This window comes from Cryobacterium sp. AP23 (genome assembly GCF_054075385.1).
In genome coordinates, this window is the sequence record NZ_CM133415.1 from 3000075 (window position 1) to 3021907 (window position 21833).

Genomic DNA, 21833 nt, shown 5'->3' on the forward strand with positions numbered 1-21833 from the left:
CAATTGCACCCGGCACACCGGGCCCAATTGTCCGCAGCGGCAACAGTTGTCTCCGCATCTACGCCGCAGCATCACTCCGCAGCACCGCTCCGCAGCACCGACACCAGCACGACGAAGAGAGAGCACAACCATGACGAAACTCACCCCCGACGCTGTCGTCGCGGCCGTCGACCTCGGCGCCACCAGCGGCCGGGTGATGCTCGGCCACGTCGGGCGCAACGAACTGCGCCTGCGCTCCGTGGCGCGCTTCCCCAACGGGCCCACCCGGGTGCACGAGGACGGCAAGGCCGCCCTGCACTGGAACATCGTGGAGCTGTACCGGAACGTGCTCGCGGGCCTACGCGACGCGGTCGCCGAGGAACCCGGGCTGGTCAGCATCGGCGTGGACTCCTGGGCCGTGGACTACGCGCTGTTGCGGCAGGGCCGGATGCTGCAGGTGCCGTACCACTACCGCGACGACCGCACCCGGCCGGCCGTCGATGCGGTGCACGCCGTCGCCGGTCCCGCCAGCCTCTATGAAGCCAACGGGCTGCAGTTCCTGCCCTTCAACTCGCTCTACCAGCTCACCGCCGACCGGGAGGCGGGCACCCTGAGCCTCGCCGACCAGTTCCTGCTGGTACCCGACCTGCTCAACTACTGGCTCACCGGGGTGAGCGCCGCCGAACGCACCAACGCCTCCACGACGGGGCTGCTCGACGTGCGCACCGCCGACTGGAACGAGGCCCTGATCGACCGGCTCGGCTTCAACCGCAGCCTGTTCCCGCCGCTGGTCAACGCCGGCACCCGGATCGGCAGCCTCCTGCCCGGGGTGGCCGACGAGATCCGGGCGGTCAACCCGATCGACGTCACCGCGATCGGGTCGCACGACACCGCCTCCGCCGTGGTCGCCGTGCCGGCCGCCGGCGACGATTTCGCCTACATCTCCTGCGGCACCTGGGGGCTGGTGGGCGTGGAGCTCGACGGCCCCGTGCTCAGCGCGGCGAGCCGCGAGCAGAACTTCACCAACGAGGGCGGCGTCGACGGCCGGGTGCGCTACCTGCACAACGTGATGGGCCTCTGGCTGCTCAGCGAATCCATCCGCACCTGGGAGCTGGACGGCGCACCGATCGTCCTGGCCGAGCTGCTCCGGGAGGCCGCGGCGGTGACCACTCCGGTGGCGGTGTTCGACGCCGACGACCAGCGTTTCCTCGCCCCCGGCGACATGCCGGCCCGCATCCGGGCGTACTGCGTGGAGAACGGCCTCGCGCCGCCGCAGTCGAAGGCCCAGATGGTGCGCAGCATTCTCGAAAGCCTCGCGGATGCGTTCGCCCGCGGCGTTCAGCAGGCCGGCCTGCTCTCGGGCAAGACCGTGCGCGAAGTGCACATCGTGGGCGGCGGCTCGCAGAACCGCCTGCTCTGCCAGCTCACCGCCGACCGCCTCGGCCTGCCGGTGCTCGCCGGCCCGGTGGAAGCGACCGCGATCGGCAACGTGCTGATCCAGGCCCGTGCCCAGGGGCTCGTCAGCGGATCCCTGGAGGAACTGCGCGCCCTCGTCGCCCGGAGCTTCGTGCCGGAGGCATACACCCCGGCCCGGTCGCTGGTCCGCCAGTAACCCGGTGGCCCTCGGGCCGATACGGGACCAAGAAAGCGTCCGGCCCAGGGGCCGGACGCTTCGTGTTAGTGCCCCGTCGGGTCAGTAGATCGACGTGTACAGCGCGAGGATCTGCTCGACGGTCACGTCGCGCGGGTTGCCGCCGGTGCAGACGTCATCGAACGCGGCCTGGGCCAGGGCCGGCAGGTCGGCCTCCTTGGCGCCGATCTCGCGCAGCGTGGTCGGGTTGCCCAGCGCCCGCGTGAACGCCGACACGGCGTCGACGGCCGCGGTGCGGGCATCCGTAATCGACAACTCGGCGGCGCCGGCCACCTGGAACGCCACGGCGATGTCGCGGAAACGCTCGCCGGTGGCCTCGGCGTTGAACGCCATGACCGGGGCCAGCAGGATGCCGTTGGCCACGCCGTGCGGGGCGTTGTAGAACGCGCCCAGCGGGTGGGCCATGCCGTGCACGAGGCCGAGGCCCACGTTGGAGTAGCCCATGCCGGCGATGTACTGCGCGAGCGCCATGCGATCGGCGGCCTCGGGGTCGCCGTCGGCCGAGGCGCGCAGGGACTCGGCGATGGTCGTGATCGCCTTGAGGTGGAACAGGTCGGAGAGCTCCCAGGCGCCCTTCGTGGTGTAGCCCTCGATGGCGTGGGTGAGGGCATCCAGGCCGGTGGCGACCTTGAGCGAGCGGGGTGCGGAGGACATCATCTCGGAGTCGACCACGGCGACCACGGGGATGGCGTGCGGGTCGACGCAGACGAACTTGCGGGAGCGCTCCACGTCGGTGATGACGTAGTTGATGGTGGTCTCGGAGGCGGTGCCGGCCGTGGTCGGCACGGCGATGATCGGCACCGAGGGGTGCGTGGTCGCCGCGACGCCCTCGAGGCTGCGTACGTCGGCGAATTCGGGGTTGCGTGTGATGATGCCGATGGCCTTGCAGGTGTCCTGCGGGGAACCGCCGCCGATGCCAATCAGCACGTCGGCGCCGGACGCCGCGAAGGCGGCCACACCCTGCTGCACGGCGGCGATGGGCGGGTTGGGGGTGACGTCCGAGTAGACCTCGTACGGGAATCCCGCGGTGTCGAGCAGCGCGGTGACCCGGCCGGTGACCCCGGTGTCGACGAGGACCTGGTCGGAGACCACAAACGCCTTGGTGAACCCCCGGCTCGCGAGCTCGCCCGGAATCTCCCGGATCGCCCCCGCACCGAAGTGGGCGGTCTGGTTCCAGATCATGCGATTACTCATGGGTCGTGACTTCCTTATCGTCGACTATTGAATCGTTTCAGTGATTCGAGTCTACTCCCGGAGTCACGCACGTCCAGTGCGCCGCGTACCGTGCAAACGTCCTACTGCAGGTCGATGGTTTCCACCGCCCGCAGCTTGCCCCGGATGAACGCGTTGGCGTGGGCGCCGAGGTCGTCGGAGTCCTGCCACAGGTTGCGCCAGACCGCGAGGCTGCGGCTCAGCGACGGGTGCACGACCGCCGTCGAGAACGATTCGAACGCGATCGGGCCGTCGTAGCCGATCAGGCGGAGCCCCCGGAAGAGCCCGTCGAAATCGACGGTGCCACTGCCGAGGTAGCCGCGGTGGCTTTCGCCGATGTGCACATAGCTGAGCCTGTCGCCGCAGGCCAGCACCGGGCCCACCATGTCGGACTCCTCGATGTTCATGTGATAGCTGTCCAGGTGCACCCCGACGTTCGGATGGCCCAGTTCGTCCAGGTACTCCAGCGCCTGGGCGGCGGTGTTGAGGAGGTTCGTCTCGTACCGGTTGACGACCTCCAGGCCCAGCCGGATGCCCAGACCGGTGGCGCGTTCGGCGACCCGCCGGAGAACCTCGATGCTGTTCGTGCGGCCGCGGGCCGTGGCGGGCTCCGGGTACTTGGCCAGCTGGCTGTACAGCACCCCGACGAAATACTCCGCCTCGAGCTCGCTCAGGATCTCGACCGCCGTGATCAGCTTCTTTTCCCCCGCCGCGACCACGTCAGGGTCTTCACTGCTGATGTCGGTGTCGGCGCTCTGGCCGAGGGAGGCGCTCACCGTGATGGGCCGGTTGGCCAGGCTCTGCTTCGCGGCCGCGCGGTCGAAGCCGGCGGGGTCGAGCAGCGGGATTTCGAGCAGGTCGAAGCCCGCGTCGAGGGTCTTGCCGACCGCGAGGTCGAAACCCGCCCGGTCGAAGGTGCCGGACCAGACCAGTCCGTGGCAGCCAATCAGCATGGAGAACTCCTTCGTCTCTGGCGGTACCGGGGACTGTAGGAGCAGCGACCACGGCTGTCAACCCGCGGGCTTCGCTTCGAAACCTATTCGGTTGCCTTTGGCTTTCGGTCATTGACGGGGCGGTTCCGTCAAGTTATGTTCCCCGCTGTCACCGCAATTTTTGTTGCCGCAGTCCATCGCCAGAGTTGTCGATCGGAGGAGCCGTGCCCGAACGTTTCGATCTCGTCCGTGAGGAAGTCATCCTGCACGAGCTCGCCTCGAGCGGCCGGGTCCGGGTGAACGACCTCGCCGCGCGATTCGGTGTGTCGGCGGTGACCATCCGCAAGGACCTCAACGCCCTCGAGCAGCGCGCCCTGCTGCGCCGGGTGCGCGGCGGCGCGGTTCTGCCCCCGATCGGCGATGAGGGCTCATTCAGCGATCGGCTGCGGCAGGAGGCCGGCGCCAAGCGTGACATCGGTCGCCGGGCGGCGGCGCTCGTGCACGACGGCGACGTCATCGCGATCGATTCCTCCACCACCGCCTACTACCTCGCACAGGAACTCCTCGACCGCAGGGACCTCATGGTGGTCACCTACGGGATGCGTTCGGCCACGCTGTTCATGGACCACTCCGACGCCACCGTCGTGATGCCGGGCGGGGTTCTCCGGCGGGCCTCCGGGTCGATGGTGGGCGCGTTCTCGAACGTGCTGATGGGCCGGGGTCGCATCGCCACCGGATTCTTCGGCGTCGCCACCCTGTCCACCCACCTCGGCCTGCTCGAGCTCTCCAGTGAGGAGGCCGCCACCAAACGCAGCCTGATCAGTGCCTGCAACGCCGTCTACGGGCTCGTCACGTCATCGAAGATCGGCGCCTTCGGGCTGCATGCCTTCGCCGAGCCCGGCCAGTTGACCGGCCTGTTCACCGACGCGCACACCGGAGACGACTTCGTCGCCGAGTGGGCAGCGGTCGGGGTGCCGGTCACCCGGGTCGAGGAGCCCGTCCCTTCCACGAACCACGTCGCGTCCCCGAACACCATCGTGAGCACCGTCCATTCCCTGAACTAGACCGAGGAGACAGAACAGTGATCCAAGCCAGGAAAGTTCTCGCAGCAGGCGCCATCGCGCTCGTCGCCACCATGACCATTGCCGGTTGTACCAGCCGCAACGACGACTCGGGCGGCGGCGGTGGGTCGACCTCGGGCTCCGACGAGCCCGTCAAGGTCGCCTTCGTGCCCAAGCTCCAGGGCGTGCCCTATTTCGAGGCCATGAACGCCGGCGGCCAGCAGGCCGCCGACGACCTCGGATTCGAATGGCTCTACCAGGGCCCCACCACGGCGGATGCGGCGGCCCAGGCCGACATCGTGCGCTCGTTCATCCAGCAGGACGTCGATGCCCTGATCGTGGCCCCGAACGACCCCGACTCCATGGCCCCTCTGCTGAAGGAAGCCGCCGACAAGGGCATCCAGGTCGCCACCAGCGACACCGACGCCCCCGATTCGGTGCGCCAGGTGTTCGTCAACCAGGCCTCTGTCGAGGGGATCGGCCAGGGCCTGACCGACTCGCTGATGGACGCCATGGGCGGCGCGGGCAAGTACGCGATCGTCTCCTGCGGGGAGACGGCGGCGAACCTGAACTCCTGGATCGAGGTGCAGGAGGCGTACACGGCCGAAAAGTACCCGGACGCCGAGATCGTCGACATCGTCTACGCCGGTGAGGACCAGGCCGCGGCCACCTCGATGGCGACGGACCTGATGAACGCCAACCCCGACCTCACCGGCCTCGTCGGCGAGTGCACCTCGTCGGCTCCCGGCGTGGCGCAGGCGGTCAAGGACGCCGGCAAGATCGGCTCGGTCTTCACCGTGGGCCTGGGCACGCCGATGTCGATGAAGCCCTACCTCGAAGACAAGTCGTCGTCCGCATCCATCCTGTGGAACGTGGAGAACCTGGGGTACCTCACCGCCTGGGCCGGCTTGCAGCTCATCGAGGGCAACGAATTCGAGGCGACCAACGATGTCAGCGCTGACCTGCCGGCCGTCGAATACGACGCCGACACCCAGGTGCTGCTGCTCGGGCCGCCCCTGGAGATCACCCTGGACAACGTCGACGACTTCGACTATTGATCCTTCCGCGGGCCGGGGCGTTGCCGCCCCGGCCCGCGTCCCACCCGCCAACGTCCTGAGGAGCCGGCCGTGAGTGCAGAGACAGCCCAGCCCGCGCTCGAGCCCGCCCTCCGGCTCGAGTTGCGCGACATCGTCAAGAGCTACGGCGGCGTCCGCGCCATCCGGCATGCGGATTTCGCCGTGCGGCCCGGTACCGTTCACGCGCTCGTCGGTGAGAACGGGGCCGGCAAGTCCACCTTGATCAAGATCATCGCCGGCGCCGAACGCGCCGACGCCGGCACCATCGCCTTCGACGGCGAGACCAGCACGATCGCCTCCACCGCGGATGCGATCAAGCTGGGCGTGCAGACCGTCTACCAGGAACCGCAGCTGTTCCCCGAGCTCACCGTGGCCGAGAACGTCTTCGTCGGCCGGGAACTCAAACGGGGCCTGCGCATCGACTGGACCGCCCAGGCCGACCACATGCACGAACTCCTGAGCACCGTCGGGCTGCCCGACCGGATCGCCACCGTCCCGGTCGGCGAGCTGTCGATCGCCGAGCAACAGCAGGTGTCGATCGCCAAGGCGCTCGCCGGGGAGGCCACCGTGCTCATCCTCGACGAACCCAGTGCCATCCTCACCGACTCCGAGATCGACGTGCTCTTCGCCGTCATCCGCCGGCTGACCGCGTCCGGAGTCGCCGTCATCTACATCTCGCACCGCCTCGACGAGCTCTTCCGGATCGCCGACGTGGTGACCGTGATGCGCGACGGCCGCACGATCACCACCGAGGCGATCGGCGACCTCTCGGTGCGCCAGATCGCCGAACTCATGGTCGGCGGCGTGATCAGCGAATCCCGGCCGGCGGAGAGCGCGGCACGCGGCGAGGTCGTCCTCGAGCTCGACGCGCTCTCCAGCCCCGGCCGGTTCACCGACGTCAGCCTCACGGTTCGGTCCGGCGAGATCCTGGGCCTGTACGGCCTTGTCGGATCCGGAGCCGGTGAGATAGCCAGCGTCGTGTACGGCATCGAACGGCCCAGCGCCGGGCGCATCCTGCTCGCCGGCCAGCCCGTGACCATCCACTCCGCGGCGAAGGCGCGCAGGCTCGGCATCCACCTGCTGCCCGCCAACCGGTCGGCCCAGGGATCCTTCTCGTTCCAGAGCATCGCCTTCAACATCACCGCGGGGGAGCTCAAGCTGCTCAGCAAGCTGCCCGGCTGGGTCACCCGACGGCGGGAACGCGACATCGCCCGCGACTTCATCGACCGGCTGGCCGTGAAGACCCCGAGCCAGAACCAACCGCTGAGCGCGATGTCGGGCGGCAACGCCCAGAAGGTGGTGCTTGCCCGGCAACTCGTGAAACGGCCCCGCCTGTTGGTGCTCGTCGAACCGACCCAGGGAGTCGACGTCGGGGCCAAGGAGGAGATCCACCGCATCATCTCCAAGCTGGCCGATGAGGGCACCGCGGTGCTCGTGGTCACCAGCGACCTCGGCGAAGTACTCCGCATCTCCGACCGCATCCTCGTCGTGCGTTCCGGCGAGATCGCGGCCGTGTTCCGGCCGGATGCGACACAGGTCGAGATCCTGGCCGCCGCGTCGGGCGCGGAATCCGCCGAACCACCGTCCAGTCAAGCGAAGGAGTCCGCATGAGCGTCGACCAGCGCGGAGCGGCCGCGCCCGCAGTGCGGCCCACCGCGCGCCGCATCCTGCCCCCACCGGTGACCGGCCAGGAGTTCGTGCTGGTGGGAGTGATCATCGTGCTGTGGGTGCTGTTGGGCATCTTCACCCCGGCGTTCCTCACCCCCGGGTCGATCCGGCCGTTGCTGGTGTCGGTGGCGCCGATCGCGCTCATCGGGGTGGGCATGACCTTCATCATCATCACGGCGGGGATCGACGTGTCCGTGGGCGGGGCGATCATGCTCTGCGCTGTGGTCACGGCCAAAAGCCTGGTCGACCTCGACCTTGCCCTCCCGCTGGCCATCGGGCTCTCCATCGGCCTCGGCTTGCTGCTCGGCCTGCTCAACGGGGTGCTCATCGCCTATGGCCGGGTGCACGCCATCATCATCACCTTCGGCACGGCGAACGTGTTCCAATTCCTGGCGCTGCGGGTCTTCGGTTCCTCCACGGTCAACGGCATCCCCGGCACCTTCGACGTGTTCGGCCGCGGCGAGGCCGGCCGCACCTTCGGTGTGCCGCACAGCTTCCTGATCACCGTCGTCGTGGTCGCGGCGGCCTGGTGGTACCTCCGGCACACCTCCGGAGGCCGCAACCTGTTCGCCATCGGCGGCAACGCGCAGGCCGCCCGGCTGGCGGGCATCGCGGTGCAACCCCGGGTGCTGGCCGCCTACGCCCTGACCGGTGCGCTGGTCGGGCTCGCGGCCTGCTTCTTCATCGCCGCCGGCACCTCCACCCTGGACCAGGCCGTGGGGTCAGGTCGCGAGCTGGCCGTCATCGCCGCCGTCGTGATCGGCGGCACCTCCATCCTCGGCGGGCGCGGTTCGGTGATCGGCACCCTGCTGGGCGCGATCCTCGTGCAGACCGTCACCTCAGGGGTGACCCAGATCGGCTGGCCGTCGCAGTTGGCCAACCTCTTCGTCGGGTTGTTCATCATCATCGCCGTCGGCACCGACCTCCTCCGGCAGCGGGCCAGGAAGGCATCATGACCGCCACCACCGAACATCCGTCGCCGGCCGCCCCCAAGCCTGCGCCCCAGGAGCGCCGTGGCTGGTTCTCCCGCGGCCTCGAGGCCCTGCTCACCCAACGAGTGGTGCTGCTGGTCGTGTTGATCGTGCTGCTCGTGGTGGTGATGAGCATCCTGGATGCCGCCGACATGCTGAGCGGATCGTTCAACTCGGACTATCTGGCCTCCGCGCTGATCAGCGCGGTGCCGCTGGCCATGCTGGGCCTTGCCCAGCTGATGGTGATCCTGTCGGGCCGGGGCGGCATCGACCTGTCGGTGGGGTCGATCGTGTCGCTCACCGGGGTGGCCTTCGGCTTTGCCTACGGCCTATGGGGCTGGAGCCTGGTGGCGTCCCTGGTGCTGGCCGTCGTGGTCGGCGGGCTCTGCGGCGCGGTGAACGGGGTGCTCGTGGCCTATATCGGCTTCCCGCCGTTGATCGCCACCCTGGCCACGTATTACGCGTACCGCTCGCTGGCCCTGGTGGTCAGCGACCAGAAGCCGGTGAACTCGCCGGTGATCCAGGACTTCTACTCTGCGGCCCAGTCGGTGGAGCTTCCCCTGATCGGTGGCTCGCTGCCGCTGGTACCGCTGGGCATCTTCACCTTCTTGATTCCCACCATCGTGATCGTCTGGCTGCTGTTGAACAAGACCACCTTCGGCCGCCGGCTCTACGCCCTCGGCACGAACAACGTGGCCGCCACCTGGTCGGGCATCAACGTGAAGCCCAACCGGATGGCGGTCTACATCGCATCCGGGGTCATCTCGGGGCTGGTCGCCGTCGTCACGGTGGCCCAGTTCGCCTCGGCCCGGCCCGACGCCGGCACCAGCGGCAACGGCATGGCGCTGCCCTCGATCACCATCGCGGTGCTGGGCGGCGTGGCCATCACCGGCGGCATCGGCCGGGTGTCCGGCATCGTGCTCTCCACCCTGCTGATCGTCTGGATCAACGCCAGCATCCTGCTGGCCCTGCCCGGCAACAACGGCACCCAGTTCCAGCTGCTCGCGCTGGGCGTGGTGCTGATCTTCGCGTCGCTGCTGAACGGGCTCACCAAACGCAAGTACGGCGGGATCTAGTCGTGCGTGGAAACGCCCGTCACGCTGACGGCTAGCGCGGGCTGGTCGCCTCGACCACGGCGATCTCTCGGGTGGCGGTTTCCCGGTCGTGGTCCTGCCGGGCCGCATCCGCTGCGCTGGGCGTCACCGCGGTGACGGTACGGATGGCCGACGTCAGCGGGTGACCGTCGCCGCGGTGCCGGATGTGCAGCCGGGGCGTGGCGCGGGGTGATGTGCGCGGCCGGATGCGCACGCGCAGGCGCTGGTACTTGACCATCCAGAACATCACCGCGGCGGCGGCGATCAGTCCGGAGGCGGCGGCGACGCCGATCGACCAGCGCGGCCCGTACTGGTCGGCGACCCAGCCGACCAGCGGAGCGCCGAGCGGGGTGCCGCCGGCGAAGATGGCCATGTAGAGCGCCATCACCCGGCCGCGCATGGCGGGCTCGGTGGTGGTCTGCACGTAGGCGTTCGCGGTGGTCATCAGGGTCAGCGAAGTGAGGCCCACGAAGGCGAGCGAGATCGCGAAGGTGATGTAGTTGGGCATCAGAGCGGCGATCGTGCAGGTGAGGCCGAAGAAGAAGGCGCCGGCCACCACCAGCCGCATCCGGGGCCGGCTGCGCCGGGCCGAGAGCAGGGCTCCGGCCACGCTTCCCACCGCCATGATCGAGCTGAGCATGCCGAACTCGCTGGCGCCCATGCCGAATTCGACGGTGGCCATGGTGGAGGTGAAGATCGCGAAGTTGAAGCCGAAGGTGCCCACCAGGAACACCGTGATCAGGACCGCGACGATGTCCGGGCGCTTCCAGACGTACCGGAAGCCGGCCACCAGTTGCCCGCGCTCGCGGGGAGCTCTCGGCTGCTTCCGCAGTTGTTTGGTGCGCAGTAGCGTCATCGCGACGACGGTGAAGGCGAAGGTGACGGCGTTGATCATGAACACCCAGCCCGCGCCGACGGCGACGGTGAGCAGGCCGGCCACGGCGGGGCCGATCAGCCGGGCACCGTTGAACGAGGCCGAGTTGAGCGCCACCGCGTTCGACAGGCTGTCGTCGGGCACGAGCTCGGAGACGAAGGTCTGCCGGGCGGGCGCGTCGATGGCGGCGACGATGCCGAGGCCAAGGGCGAAGAGGTACACGTGCCAGAGTTCGACGACGCCGGTCACGGTGATCAGGCCGAGGCCGAGCGCGAGCAGGCCCATCAGGGTCTGGGTGAGCATCAACAGCTTGCGCCGGTCGAACCGGTCGGCGATGAGCCCGGACCAGGGCATCAGCACCAGCTGCGGCCCGAACTGCAGGGCCATCACGATGCCCACCGCGGTGGCGTTGTAGTCGGTGAGCTGGGTCAGCACGATCCAGTCCTGGGCCGTGCGCTGCATCCAGGTGCCGACATTGGACACCAGGGCGCCGGCGAACCAGATCCGGTAATTGACCACGCTCATCGAGCGGAACATTGCACTCAACTGTTGGAGAGCTCCTTCATAATTTCGGTAGCGGCGGCCAGGACCTGGCGTTGTTCGGGGGTGAGCCGCAGGATGCGCTGGGCGATCCAGTCGTCACGGCGCTTGCGGGTCTCGCGCACGAGGGCATGGCCGGTGTCGGTGACCGTGAGCACGACCTTGCGGCCGTCTTCGACGGAACCGGCCCGGTCGACCAGGCCGGCCTCGACGAGCGCGTTGACGGTGCGGTTCATCGACGGCGGTGTGACCCGTTCCTCCTCGCTGAGCGCGCTGAGCGTCATCGGGCCGAGCCGGAAGACCGCGCCAAGGGCGGAGAACTGCCCACTGGTGAGCTCGTTCTCCGCCTGCTCCTGCCGCACGCGCCGGGCGAGCCGGCCATTGGCGAGGCGGAAATCGTGGCTGAGCTCCGCCACCGTTCGACGCTTGGCGTGCGCACTGGCAGCGGTATGCCCGGGCGCGTGCCCCGGTGCGGGCGGAGGAAGAAGAGTCATGATTACTTAGCCTAACAAATTAGCCATGCTAATCATTCCCGGCTTGCGATTTCGTCCTCCGATCCCCACAACTGTTCCCGTTCCGGACAAATGGGCCCGGCGCACCGGGCCCGTTTGTCCGCACGGGGAACAGTTGCGGCGCGGGAAACGGGCGTGGGAATGGGCGTGGGAAACGGGGGAGGGCGGCTGGGTGGGATGTGCGGCAGAATGAGCGCGTGCCCACCTTCACTGACGAATACGGCGTGCCCATCGTCTACTACGCCTGGCCGGTCGACCATCCGCGCGCCATCGTGCAGCTCGTGCACGGGGTGGGGGAGCACGCCCTGCGCTACCGGGAGGTGGCGCGCGCCCTGAACGCGGCCGGGTACTCGGTCTACGCCGACGATCACCGCGGCCACGGCCAGACCGGGATGCTGCAGCACCACGGCGACGCCGACCAGCTCGGCAAGCTCGGCCCCGGCGGGCTCCGCGCCGCCGTCGCGGCCGTGCACGCCTTCACCGAGGTGATCCGCCAGACGGTGGCGCAGCAGGCGGAGCCCGGGGACGCACCGGTGCCGCTGGTGCTGCTCGGCCACAGCTGGGGCTCATTCATGGCGCAGATGATCCTCAACGCGCATCCGGATGACTACCAGGCCGTCGTGCTCACCGGCACTGCCTTCCGCTGGCCCGGGTACCTCAACAGCGGCGACCTCAACGCCCGGCACAAGCACCTCGGCTCGACCGGTGCGGAGTGGCTGAGCCGTGACCCGGCCGTCGCGGCGGCGTTCGTGGCCGATCCGCTCACGACGAGCGTGCCGCTGGCCAAGCTCTTCGGCCTGCGCGACGCGGCCCGCATCCTGGGCCTCCCAGCCCGGCAGCTTCCCGCGGCCCTGCCCATGCTCATCCAGGTGGGTGGCGACGACCCGGTGGGCGGGGAGCGCAGCGCCCTGAAGCTCGTCGACGCCTACTCCCGCCGCTCCGGCCTCACGAACGTGCGCCTGATCGTGTACCCCGGCGCCCGGCACGAGGTCTTCAACGAGACCAACCGCGACGAGGTGCTGGCCGACCTGGTCGCCTGGCTCGACGTCCAGCTCCCGGTGCCCGCCCGGCCGAATCCGGCCGACGATTAGGCTGGGATCATGCATGGTGAATACAAGGTTCCAGGCGGCAAGCTCGTTGTGGTCGATCTCGACGTGGTCGACAACGTCATCACCGATTTCCGTCTGGCCGGCGACTTCTTCCTCGAGCCCGACGACGCCCTCGAGGACATCAATGCGGCGGTGAACGGCCTTGCCGCCGACAGCGACGCCGCCACCATCGCGGGAGTCGTGCGGGCCGCGCTGCCGCCACAGGCCACCCTGCTCGGCTTCTCCCCGGAATCGGTGGCCGTCGCCATCCGTCGCTCGCTCGCCCACGCCAGCGGCTGGCGCGACTACGAGTGGCAGCTCATCCACACCAAGGCCGAGCCGCCGGTCATGCAGATGGCGCTCGACGAGGTGCTGGCCGTCGAGGTCGGCGAGGGCCGCCGCAAGCCCACCCTGCGTATCTGGGAGTGGAACGAACCGGCCGTCGTGATCGGCAGCTTCCAGTCGCTCAAGAACGAGGTCGACCAGGTCAACGCCGAGAAACACGGCTTCACCGTCGTGCGCCGGGTCTCCGGCGGCGGCGCCATGTTCATGGAGGCCGGCTCCGTGATCACCTACTCGATCTACGCGCCCACCGAGCTCGTGCACGGCATGACCTTCGCCGACTCCTACGCCTTCCTCGACGAGTGGGTCATCACGGCGCTCAAGTCCCTCGGCATCGACGCGCACTACCAGCCGCTCAACGACATCACGAGCCCCACCGGCAAGATCGGCGGCGCCGCCCAGAAGCGGCTCGGCAGCGGCGCTGTGCTGCACCACGTCACCATGAGCTACGACATGGACGGCGAGAAGATGGTGCAGGTGCTGCGCATCGGCCGGGAGAAGCTCAGCGACAAGGGCATCACCAGCGCCGCCAAGCGGGTGGACCCGCTGCGCAGCCAGACCGGTCTCAGCCGCGCCGAGATCATCGACCGGATGAAGCAGACCTTCACGAGCCTCTACGGGGCGGTGCCCGGTGAGATCACCGATGACGAATACGCCAAGGCCGCCGACCTGGTCGAGAGCAAGTTCAGCACCGACGAGTGGATCGGCCGCGTTCCCTGACGCCGGGCGCTATTTTCCCCGGCTGAGCAGGTCCTGGTATTCGGCGTGCTGGTCGATCCAGCCCGCCACGAACGGGCAGGCCGCCACCACGGTCAGATCGGTGCGCGTCCGCACGTCGTCCAGCGCCTGTTCCACGAGGATGCCGGCCAGGCCGTGTTCCCGCTTGGCCGGGTCCACCTCGGTGTGGGTGAACCGGATCTCCTCGCCCATCATCTGGTAGTCCGCCAGGCCGGCCGGCTCGCCGTCCAGCCACAGGGTGTAGCGGGAGAGGTCCGGTTCGTGCACCACCTTGGTGGCAGCGTCCCCGGCGGTGTCCTCACGTGTCAACTTGTCGATCGTCATCGGATCAGCGTAGGCCGACTGACAGAATGAGGGAATGCCAAACGCGTGGACTCAGTCCTCTCCCAGCCGGGTCATCCAGGCGGACAACCTGGAGATTCTGCCCACGCTGCCCGACGGCGCATTCACGCTCATCTATCTCGACCCGCCGTTCAACACCGGACGGATCCAGAAACGGCAGGCGACGACCTCGGTGCGCAGCACCCTGGCCAGCGGTGCGCACGCCTCCGGCACGATCACCGGGTTCAAGGGGCAGCGTTACGAGCGCATCAAGGGCGACCTGCTCGGCTACGACGACCAGTTCGAGGACTACTGGGCGTTCCTCGAGCCCCGCCTGATCGAGGCCTGGCGGCTGCTCGCCGACGACGGCACGCTCTACCTGCACCTGGACTACCGGGAAGCGCACTACGCCAAGGTGCTGCTCGACGCGCTCTTCGGCCGGGACTGCTTCCTCAACGAACTCATCTGGGCCTACGACTACGGGGCGAAGTCGAAGAACCGCTGGCCCACCAAGCACGACACGATCCTCGTCTACGTCAAGAACCCGCGGGCGTACTACTTCGACTCCAGCACCGTCGATCGGGAGCCGTACATGGCGCCGGGCCTGGTCACGCCCGAGAAGGTCGCCAAGGGCAAGCTGCCCACGGATGTCTGGTGGCACACCATCGTCTCGCCGACGGGCAAGGAGAAGACCGGCTACCCCACCCAGAAGCCCGTCGGGATCCTGCGCCGCATCATCCAGGCATCCAGCCGCGAGGGCGACTGGGTGCTGGACTTCTTCGCCGGCAGCGGCACGACCGGTGCGGTGGCGGCCGCCCTGGGGCGCAAGTTCCTGCTGATCGACCAGAACCCGGAGTCGCTCGCCGTGATGCACGAGCGGCTCGGCGCCCTGCCCGGGGTCGATTTCGTCGACGACGAGCGGGCGGCAAGACTGGGAGCATGAGACTCCGCATCTTCACCGAGCCCCAGCAGGGCGCCAGCTACGACGACATCCTCGCGGTGGCCCAGGCCACCGAAAAGCTCGGTTTCGATGCCTTCTTCCGCTCCGACCACTACCAGGTGATGGGCGACCACTTCTCGGGGCTGCCCGGGCCGACGGATGCCTGGACCACGCTGGCCGGCCTCGCGCGCGAGACCGAGCGCATCCGCCTCGGCACCCTGGTGTCCTCGCTCACCTACCGCCCGCCCGGGATCCTCGCGATCCAGGTCGCCCAGGTCGACCAGATGTCGGGCGGCCGGGTCGAGCTCGGCCTGGGTACCGGCTGGTTCGAACAGGAGCACCTCGCGTACGGCATCCCGTTCCCGGCCAAGCGCTTCGGCATGCTCGAGGAGCAGCTCGAGGTGATCACCGGACTGTGGGAGACCCCCGTCGGGCAGACCTACAACTTCTCCGGCGAGCACTACACACTCGTCGACTCACCCGCCCTGCCCAAGCCCACCCAGGCCAGAGTGCCCGTGATCGTGGGCGGTGGGGGAGCCAAGCGCACCCCGGCGATGGCCGCGCGGTTCGCCACCGAATTCAACCTGCCGTTCCCCGAGTTCGCCGACATCCCGGCCAAGTTCGCCGGGGTGCGGGCTGCGTGCGAGGCCGTGGGCCGCGACCCGCGGGAGCTCGTCTACTCGACCGCGCTGATCGCGGTGGCCGGAGCCGACGAGGCCGAGTTCGCCCGCCGGTCCGCTGCCGTCGGCCGTGAGCCGGCCGAACTGCGTGAGCACGGCGTGGCCGGAACGGCCAGCGAGGTCGTCGACAGGCTGGGAGCCCTCGCGGCCGACGGCGTGGAGTGCGTGTACCTGCAGATCATGGACCTGTCCGACCTCGACCACCTCGACTTCATCGCCCGCGAGGTCGTACCGCAGCTCGACTGACCGGCGGTGCGGGTCAGGCAGAAGCGCGCCGGATGAGCCGGGTCGGCATGATGTTGCGGTGCGGCACGTCGGCGTCGCCGGCGAGCAGGCGCAGCAGCATGTCGGCCATGGCGAATCCCATCTCCGCGGAGGGCTGGCTGATCGTGGTCAGCGGCACGGCGGCCCCGACCGCGGCCGGGCTGTCGTCGAAGCCCACGATCGCGATGTCATCCGGAACCGCATAACCCTGCTCACGCAGCACGTCGAGGGCGCCGGTGGCCATCAGGTCGCTCGCGACGAACAATCCGTCGAGGTCGCTCCTCCGCTCGAGCAGCCGGCGCATCGCTGCGGCCGCGGAGACGGCAGTGAAGTCGGCGTGTTCGACGGCGTCGGCGGGCAGGCCGGCCCGCTCCAGGGTGCGCTGGAAGCCGGTGAACCGGTCGATTCCGGCGGGCATGTCGATGGGGCCGGTGATGGAGCCCAGGCGCCGGCGGCCGATGTCGAGCAGGTACTGGGTGCCGGTCTCAGCGCCGGCGATGTTGTCCACGTCGACGTAGTAGGTGTTCGGGCCGGAATCGTTCGCGGGCCGACCACCGAACACCAGCGGGATCCGCGCCTCCACATCGGCGAGGAACTTGTCGCGGGTGTGGTGGGACACCACGAGGGCGCCGTCGAGATTGCCGCTGCGCAGGTACCGCATGGTCTTGTGGGACGGATCACTGGACGCGACCAGGAGGTTGAGGATGAACTCGCTCTCATCCAGGCGCTGGGTGATGCCCTGCACCACGGCGGCGAAGTACGGGTCGCCGAAGAACCGGGTGATGTCTTCCGGCACGATCAGGGCCACGGCCTGGGTCTGCCGGCTGGCCAGGGACCTCGCCGCCCGGTTCGGCACGTAGTTGAGCCGGTCGATGGCCTCGGTCACGACGGCGACGATCTCGGGGCTCACCTTGGGGGAGCCGTTCACCACCCGGCTCACCGTGGCGCGGGACACGCCAGCGGCCTCAGCCACCAACTCGAGAGTCGGCTGCGCTGGACGCGTCTGGCGCGTTCCGGTTGTCATGGATGTCATTCTATTTTGCGAACGCCGCGTTCGTCGGCGCGTTCGTCGCTGCGGGCAGGGAACGGGACAAGATGATGGCCGCATAGGCGGCCCCGCTGTCCTTGATCGTGCGGACCTGGGTGTCGTAGTCGACCCGCACGATGCCGAACCGTTTCGCGTAGCCCCAGGCCCACTCGAAGTTGTCCAGCAGAGACCAGTAGAAGTACCCCTTCACGTCCACACCCTCGTCGATGGCGTCGAGGACCGCGCCGAGGTGCAGCTCGAGGAACCGGGTGCGGTCGGCGTCGTGCACCGCGCCATCCGTCGCCACGACGTCGTCGTAGGCCGCCCCGTTCTCGGTGACGTAGAGGTCGGTACCGGCCGGGCCGGTGTACTCGGCCTGGATGCGCACCAGGAGTTCGCGCAGGCCGTCCGGCTGGACTTCCCAGTCCATGGCCGTGACCGGGAGTCCCTGGGAATGGTTGAACACGCCGTCCGCGGCCGGGAACGGTGAGCTGGTGACCCGACCGGTGGGGTCGTGGGAGAGCTGCGGGGCTTCGGTGGGACGGTCGCTGACCAGAGAACCGTTGTAATAGTTCACCCCGAAACTGTCCAGCGGTTGGCTGATCAGGGCGAGGTCACCGTCGTGCACGACCCCGGCAAAGCCCAGATGGGCGACGTCCTCGAGCACGTCGGCCGGGTAGCTGCCCCGAAAGATCGGGTCGAGGAAGAAGCGGTTGAGCTGGCCGTCGATCCGCCGGGCCGCGTCCACGTCACCGGGGCGGGCCGGGTCCACCGGCTTGGCCACGGTGAGGTTCAGGGTGATTCCGAGCTCCAGGCTGCTGTCGCGTTCGCGCAGCGCCTGCACGGCGAGGCCGTGGCCGAGAAGCAGGTGGTGTCCGGCGGCGAGCCCGTCGGACTTGCTCTGCCGCCCCGGCGCGTGCACGCCGGCCGTGTAACCGACGAACGCGGAGCACCACGGCTCGTTGAGCGTCGTCCAGACGCCGACCCTGTCGCCGAGGGCGTCATGCACGGACAGGGCGTAGTCGCGGAACAATTCGGCGGTGTCGCGGTTGACCCAGCCGCCGTTCTCCTCGAGCGCCTGCGGCAGATCCCAGTGGTACAGGGTGAGCCACGGCTTGATGCCCGCGCCGAGGAGCTCGTCGACGAGCCGCGAGTAGAAGTCGATGCCCGCCGGGTTCACCGGCCCGCCATCGGGGCGGACCCGGGACCAGGAGGTGGAGAACCGGTAGGTCTGCAGCCCCAGCTCCTTCATCAGCTCCACGTCGGCGCCGTGGCGGTGATAGTGGTCACAGGCCACGTCGCCGTTGTCGGCGTTCACGACTGCCCCCGGTACCCGGCTGAAGGCATCCCAGATCGAGTCGGTGCGGCCGTCTTCGTGGGCGGCGCCTTCGATCTGGTACGCGGCGGTTGCCGCCCCGAACAGGAAACCGGCCGGGAAGCCGCGCCGCCCGGTGGCGGAGTCGGTCATCCCTTGACCGCGCCCTGCATGATGCCGGCGACCAGCTGCTTGCCGAGGAAGACGAAGAGCACGATCAGCGGGATGATCGAGAGAACCACGCCGGAGAGGACCAGCGAGTAGTCGACGTAGTACGCCGCCTGCAACTGCTGCAGCGCCACGGGCAGGGTGGGGTTGCCGGGGTCGAGCACGATGAACGGCCAGAAGAAGTTCGTCCAGGTTCCGATGAAGGCGAACAGGGCGAGCATTGCCGCGGCCGGCCGGGCGGCGGGCAGGCCGACGTGCCAGAAGCTGCGGATCATCGACGCGCCGTCCATCCGCACGGCCTCGATGAGCTCGTCGGGCAGGGCGTCCTTGAGGTACTGGGTCATCCAGAACACGCCGAACGCGGTGACCAGGCCGGGGGCGATGACGGCCCAGAGACTGCCGGTCCAGCCGAGCCTGGACATCACGATGAACAGCGGCACGATGCCGAGCTGGGTGGGCACGGCCATGGTGGCGATGACGAAGACGAGCAGGCCCTCGCGACCGCGGAACTTGAGCTTCGCGAAGGCGTAGCCGGCCAGGGTGGAGAAGGCGACCACGCTGAGGGCGACGGCCGACGACACGATGATGCTGTTCAGCAGCGCGTTCCAGAACGGGATGCTGTCGATGACGGTGGCCGCGTTGGCGAAGAAGTTGCCGCCGGGGACGAAGATCATGCCGTTCTTGTTGATGGCTGCCGCATCCTGGCTGCCGATCAGGAAGGACCACCAGATTGGGAAGAACGACCCCACCAGCACCGCGATGAGAACGCCGTAGACCCAGAAGCCCGGGCGGCGGTCGTGTCCGCCGATTGAACGTGTCTTTCTCATGAGATTCCTCGTGCCTTGATGGGTCGAACCTTGATGGCTTTGTCGCTGGTGGCGCTGATTCGCCGGCTGATGTAGAAGTTGAGCGCGGCGATCAGGATGATGATCAGGAACAGCAGCCAGGAGACCGCCGAGGCCCGGCCGAAGTTCCGCTGGTTCCAGCCCAACTCGTAGATGTAGAGGGTGAGGGTCTGCCATTGCCGGCTGGCGCCGCCCTGGCCGTACTGGTCGAACATGCGCGGTTCGTCGAAGATCTGCAGGCCACCGATGGTGGAGGTGATGACCACGAAAATGATGGTGGGGCGCATCAGCGGAACGGTGAGCGACCAGAAGGTGCGCCAGCGGCCGGCACCGTCGATGATGGCGGCTTCGTAGTAGTCGCGCGGCACGGCCTGCATCGCGGCCAGGAAGATCAGGGCGTTGTAGCCGGTCCAGCGGAAGTTGACCATCGTGGCGATCGCGAAGTGGCTGGGAAGGATGTCGACGTGCCAGCGGATCGGCTCGAGGCCGACGGTGCTGATCAGCTGGTTGATGATGCCGTACTTGTCGCCGAACAGGTCATTGAAGATGAGGGCGACCGCGACCGGGGCCACGACGTAGGGCAGCAGCACGCCCATGCGCCAGAAGGTCTTGCCGCGCAGGTTGAAGTCGAGCACCGCCGCGATGGCGATGGCCGCGATCACCTGGGGGACAGCCGACAGCAGGAAGATGCTGAACGTGTTGCGCAGTGAGATCCAGAAGTAGGGCTGCGCGAGTACCGTCTGGAAGTTCTCCAGGCCGACGAAGTCGCCCTGCCCGCCGATCAGGTTCCAGTCGTGCAGTGACACCCAGGCCGTGTATGCCAGTGGGAACAGGCCGATGAGTGCGAAGACGATGAAGAACGGTGAGATGTACAGGTACGGGGAGAGCTTCACGTCCCAGTGGGAAAGGCGGTGGTTGAAGGCGATGCGGCGGATCGCGCGGGCATCGACTTCGGTCGCGGCTGTCATTCGAGTCCTTGAGGGTGGGAGCTGGGTGAAAAAAGGGAGCCAGGTGGAGGCAGGTGCCTCCACCTGGCGGGTACTGCATGTGCGCAGGTGTGGGGCGGAGGGTTAGCCCAGCGCCTTCACGTCAGTGACGAACTGGTCCCACGACTGCTCGCGGGTCATGGTCTCGTCTTCGACCCGGGTGAGGGCCTGCTGCATGGCGTCGTTGATCGGGAAGTACTTCACGCCCTTGAACGGGGTGACCTCAACGGCCGCGGCGCGGGTGGCGAGGATCTCGCCGACCGGTGCGTTGTTGAAGAACTCGTTCGTCGAGTCGAGCAGTTCGGGGCTCTCGAGAGCGTCGACCTGGCTCGGGAAGGTGCCCTTGGAGGCGAACGCCGAGAGCTGCTGCTCCGGTGCGGTCAGCCAGGCGGCCAGCGCCTTGGCTTCTTCGGGGTGCTCGGACTGCGTGGGAACGGTCAGGTAGGAACCGCCCCAGTTGCCGCCGCCACCGGGGAAGGTGTCCGCGATGTCCCAGCCGGTGACGCCGGCGGCGTTGCCTTCGATGATGCCGAGCATCCAGCCCGGGCACAGCATGGTCGCGAAGCCGTCGTTCTGGAAGCTCGCGGTCCAGTCGTCGCTCCACTGCTGGAGGTGAGCCGAGAGGGTGCTGCTGGCGTCGAGGACGCTGTTGTACGCGGCCTTCACGTCGGGGTTCTCGGTGGCGATGACGGTGCCGTCATTCTCCTCGTAGGCGTTGTCGAACTGGTTGATGACGCCCTGCCAGGTGGCTCCGGCGGAGTCGAACCACGGCACGTTGGTGCCGGCCGCGGTGAACTTCTCACCGGCGGCGTAGTAGCTGTCCCAGCTGTCGCCGAGGAGCGTGGCGACCTCGGCGCGGTCGGTGGGAAGACCGGCGGCGGCGAACAGGTCGGAGCGGTAGCAGACGCCCTCCGGGCCGATGTCGGTGCCGTAGGCGATCAGGTTGCCGTCGGCGTCCGTTGCCGCGGATTCCTTCCACTCGAGCCAGCGGCCCTCGACCTCGTCGCTGGAGAGGTCGACGAACTGGTCGGAGTACTGCAGGAGCTCGGGAAGCCAGTCGACCTCGATGGCTTCGACATCGCTCAGACCGCTGCCGGCTGCGAGCCGGGTGGTGAGGTTGTCGCGGGCCTCGTTCGAGGTGGCGGCCTTCTTCGCCACGACGGTGATGTCGGGGTTCTCTTCCATGTACTTCTCGAACAGGCCCTCGTAGCCGAATTCGTTGAAGGTGGCGACGGTCAGCTTGATCTTTCCGCCGTCCGTTCCACCCGAGTCGCTTGCGGGCGTGCAGCCCGTGGCAAGCAAGGCGATTGCTGCGGCGCCGGCAACGGCGGCCACAATCGTGGGGCGCGGGAAACGCTTCACGGTCACTCCTTTGTGTGTGTGGTGCTGGTGGTGTGGAGCGCCGCCGAAAGTTGCTGTGAGAGCGCTCTCACGTGTGATGCCCACCATAGGACGCGACTTCCGGGATGTCAAGAGAGCGCTCTCTCGGCGAGGCGATCATGCTCGTTTCGTTACCGTTGCGGCCTGGATGCGCCCATTCCGGGGGCCA

The 21833-nt window shown here is 68.4% G+C and carries 20 protein-coding genes; 10 read left to right on the top strand and 10 right to left on the bottom strand.

Annotated elements, in window-relative coordinates; genetic code table 11:
* Positions 1–130: 130 nt before the first annotated feature.
* Positions 131–1591 carry a rhamnulokinase gene (locus ACU5E9_RS14220; RefSeq protein ID WP_456810559.1) on the top strand — a complete coding sequence of 487 codons (1461 nt, stop codon included), beginning with the start codon at positions 131–133 and terminating at the stop codon, positions 1589–1591.
* Between the two features lie 81 nt (positions 1592–1672).
* Here the strand turns inward: ACU5E9_RS14220 and fucO are convergent, their stop codons facing one another.
* A complete protein-coding gene (gene fucO / locus ACU5E9_RS14225; protein ID WP_456810560.1) occupies positions 1673–2824 on the bottom strand; it encodes a lactaldehyde reductase in 1152 nt (383 codons plus the stop codon).
* Positions 2825–2925: 101 nt separating this feature from the next.
* The gene (locus ACU5E9_RS14230; protein ID WP_456810561.1) at positions 2926–3795 is read right to left on the bottom strand and encodes a sugar phosphate isomerase/epimerase family protein; all 870 of its coding nucleotides are present in this window, start codon (positions 3793–3795) and stop codon (positions 2926–2928) included.
* A 203-nt stretch (positions 3796–3998) separates the two neighbouring features.
* On the opposite strand from ACU5E9_RS14230, the gene ACU5E9_RS14235 reads away from it, so the two are divergent.
* From ACU5E9_RS14235 to ACU5E9_RS14255, 5 genes are all read left to right on the top strand, one after another.
* Positions 3999–4838, top strand: a complete 840-nt coding sequence (locus ACU5E9_RS14235; RefSeq protein WP_456810562.1) for a DeoR/GlpR family DNA-binding transcription regulator — start codon at positions 3999–4001, stop codon at positions 4836–4838.
* Positions 4839–4855: 17 nt separating this feature from the next.
* Positions 4856–5893, top strand: coding sequence for an autoinducer 2 ABC transporter substrate-binding protein (locus tag ACU5E9_RS14240; protein ID WP_456810563.1), 1038 nt, complete (start codon positions 4856–4858; stop codon positions 5891–5893).
* A gap of 69 nt (positions 5894–5962) precedes the next feature.
* The gene (locus ACU5E9_RS14245) at positions 5963–7522 is read left to right on the top strand and encodes a sugar ABC transporter ATP-binding protein (protein WP_456810564.1); all 1560 of its coding nucleotides are present in this window, start codon (positions 5963–5965) and stop codon (positions 7520–7522) included.
* A complete protein-coding gene (locus tag ACU5E9_RS14250) occupies positions 7519–8535 on the top strand; it encodes an ABC transporter permease (RefSeq protein ID WP_456810565.1) in 1017 nt (338 codons plus the stop codon). The genes ACU5E9_RS14245 and ACU5E9_RS14250 overlap by 4 nt, the downstream gene beginning before the upstream one ends.
* Positions 8532–9626 (top strand): ABC transporter permease, encoded by a 1095-nt coding sequence (locus ACU5E9_RS14255; protein WP_456810566.1) that lies wholly within the window; start codon positions 8532–8534, stop codon positions 9624–9626. The genes ACU5E9_RS14250 and ACU5E9_RS14255 overlap by 4 nt, the downstream gene beginning before the upstream one ends.
* A gap of 31 nt (positions 9627–9657) precedes the next feature.
* Here ACU5E9_RS14255 and ACU5E9_RS14260 read toward each other — a convergent pair whose 3' ends face one another.
* Together ACU5E9_RS14260 and ACU5E9_RS14265 are read right to left on the bottom strand one after the other, a co-directional pair.
* Entirely contained in the window at positions 9658–11064 is a 1407-nt protein-coding gene (locus ACU5E9_RS14260; protein ID WP_456810567.1) for an MFS transporter, read from the bottom strand.
* Positions 11061–11552, bottom strand: a complete 492-nt coding sequence (locus ACU5E9_RS14265; protein WP_456810568.1) for a MarR family winged helix-turn-helix transcriptional regulator — start codon at positions 11550–11552, stop codon at positions 11061–11063. The genes ACU5E9_RS14260 and ACU5E9_RS14265 overlap by 4 nt, the downstream gene beginning before the upstream one ends.
* A gap of 215 nt (positions 11553–11767) precedes the next feature.
* Here ACU5E9_RS14265 and ACU5E9_RS14270 point away from each other — a divergent pair, with 215 nt between their 5' ends.
* Together ACU5E9_RS14270 and ACU5E9_RS14275 are read left to right on the top strand one after the other, a co-directional pair.
* Positions 11768–12661, top strand: a complete 894-nt coding sequence (locus ACU5E9_RS14270; RefSeq protein WP_456810569.1) for an alpha/beta fold hydrolase — start codon at positions 11768–11770, stop codon at positions 12659–12661.
* 9 nt (positions 12662–12670) lie between these two features.
* On the top strand, positions 12671–13720 hold the full coding sequence (locus tag ACU5E9_RS14275; protein WP_456810570.1) for a lipoate--protein ligase family protein: 1050 nt from the start codon (positions 12671–12673) through the stop codon (positions 13718–13720).
* A 9-nt stretch (positions 13721–13729) separates the two neighbouring features.
* Here the strand turns inward: ACU5E9_RS14275 and ACU5E9_RS14280 are convergent, their stop codons facing one another.
* Positions 13730–14062 carry a GNAT family N-acetyltransferase gene (locus ACU5E9_RS14280; RefSeq protein ID WP_456810571.1) on the bottom strand — a complete coding sequence of 111 codons (333 nt, stop codon included), beginning with the start codon at positions 14060–14062 and terminating at the stop codon, positions 13730–13732.
* Positions 14063–14096: 34 nt separating this feature from the next.
* Between ACU5E9_RS14280 and ACU5E9_RS14285 the strand changes: the two genes are divergently transcribed.
* Positions 14097–15002, top strand: coding sequence for a DNA-methyltransferase (locus ACU5E9_RS14285; RefSeq protein ID WP_456810572.1), 906 nt, complete (start codon positions 14097–14099; stop codon positions 15000–15002).
* Positions 14999–15925, top strand: coding sequence for an LLM class F420-dependent oxidoreductase (locus tag ACU5E9_RS14290; protein ID WP_456810573.1), 927 nt, complete (start codon positions 14999–15001; stop codon positions 15923–15925). Before ACU5E9_RS14285 ends, ACU5E9_RS14290 begins: the two co-directional genes overlap by 4 nt.
* Positions 15926–15938: 13 nt before the next feature.
* On the opposite strand, the gene ACU5E9_RS14295 is transcribed toward ACU5E9_RS14290, so the two are convergent.
* The 5 genes from ACU5E9_RS14295 to ACU5E9_RS14315 form a co-directional block, all read right to left on the bottom strand.
* Complete coding sequence (locus ACU5E9_RS14295) at positions 15939–16967, bottom strand: LacI family DNA-binding transcriptional regulator (RefSeq protein ID WP_456810574.1); 1029 nt, start codon at positions 16965–16967, stop codon at positions 15939–15941.
* A 10-nt stretch (positions 16968–16977) separates the two neighbouring features.
* A complete protein-coding gene (locus ACU5E9_RS14300; protein WP_456810575.1) occupies positions 16978–18438 on the bottom strand; it encodes a GH1 family beta-glucosidase in 1461 nt (486 codons plus the stop codon).
* Positions 18435–19280, bottom strand: a complete 846-nt coding sequence (locus ACU5E9_RS14305; protein ID WP_456810576.1) for a carbohydrate ABC transporter permease — start codon at positions 19278–19280, stop codon at positions 18435–18437. Before ACU5E9_RS14305 ends, ACU5E9_RS14300 begins: the two co-directional genes overlap by 4 nt.
* Positions 19277–20266, bottom strand: a complete 990-nt coding sequence (locus tag ACU5E9_RS14310) for a carbohydrate ABC transporter permease (RefSeq protein ID WP_456810577.1) — start codon at positions 20264–20266, stop codon at positions 19277–19279. Before ACU5E9_RS14310 ends, ACU5E9_RS14305 begins: the two co-directional genes overlap by 4 nt.
* A 102-nt stretch (positions 20267–20368) precedes the next feature.
* Positions 20369–21652: an ABC transporter substrate-binding protein gene (locus ACU5E9_RS14315; RefSeq protein ID WP_456810578.1), complete on the bottom strand. Its 1284-nt coding sequence runs from the start codon at positions 21650–21652 to the stop codon at positions 20369–20371.
* Positions 21653–21833 lie beyond the last annotated feature (181 nt).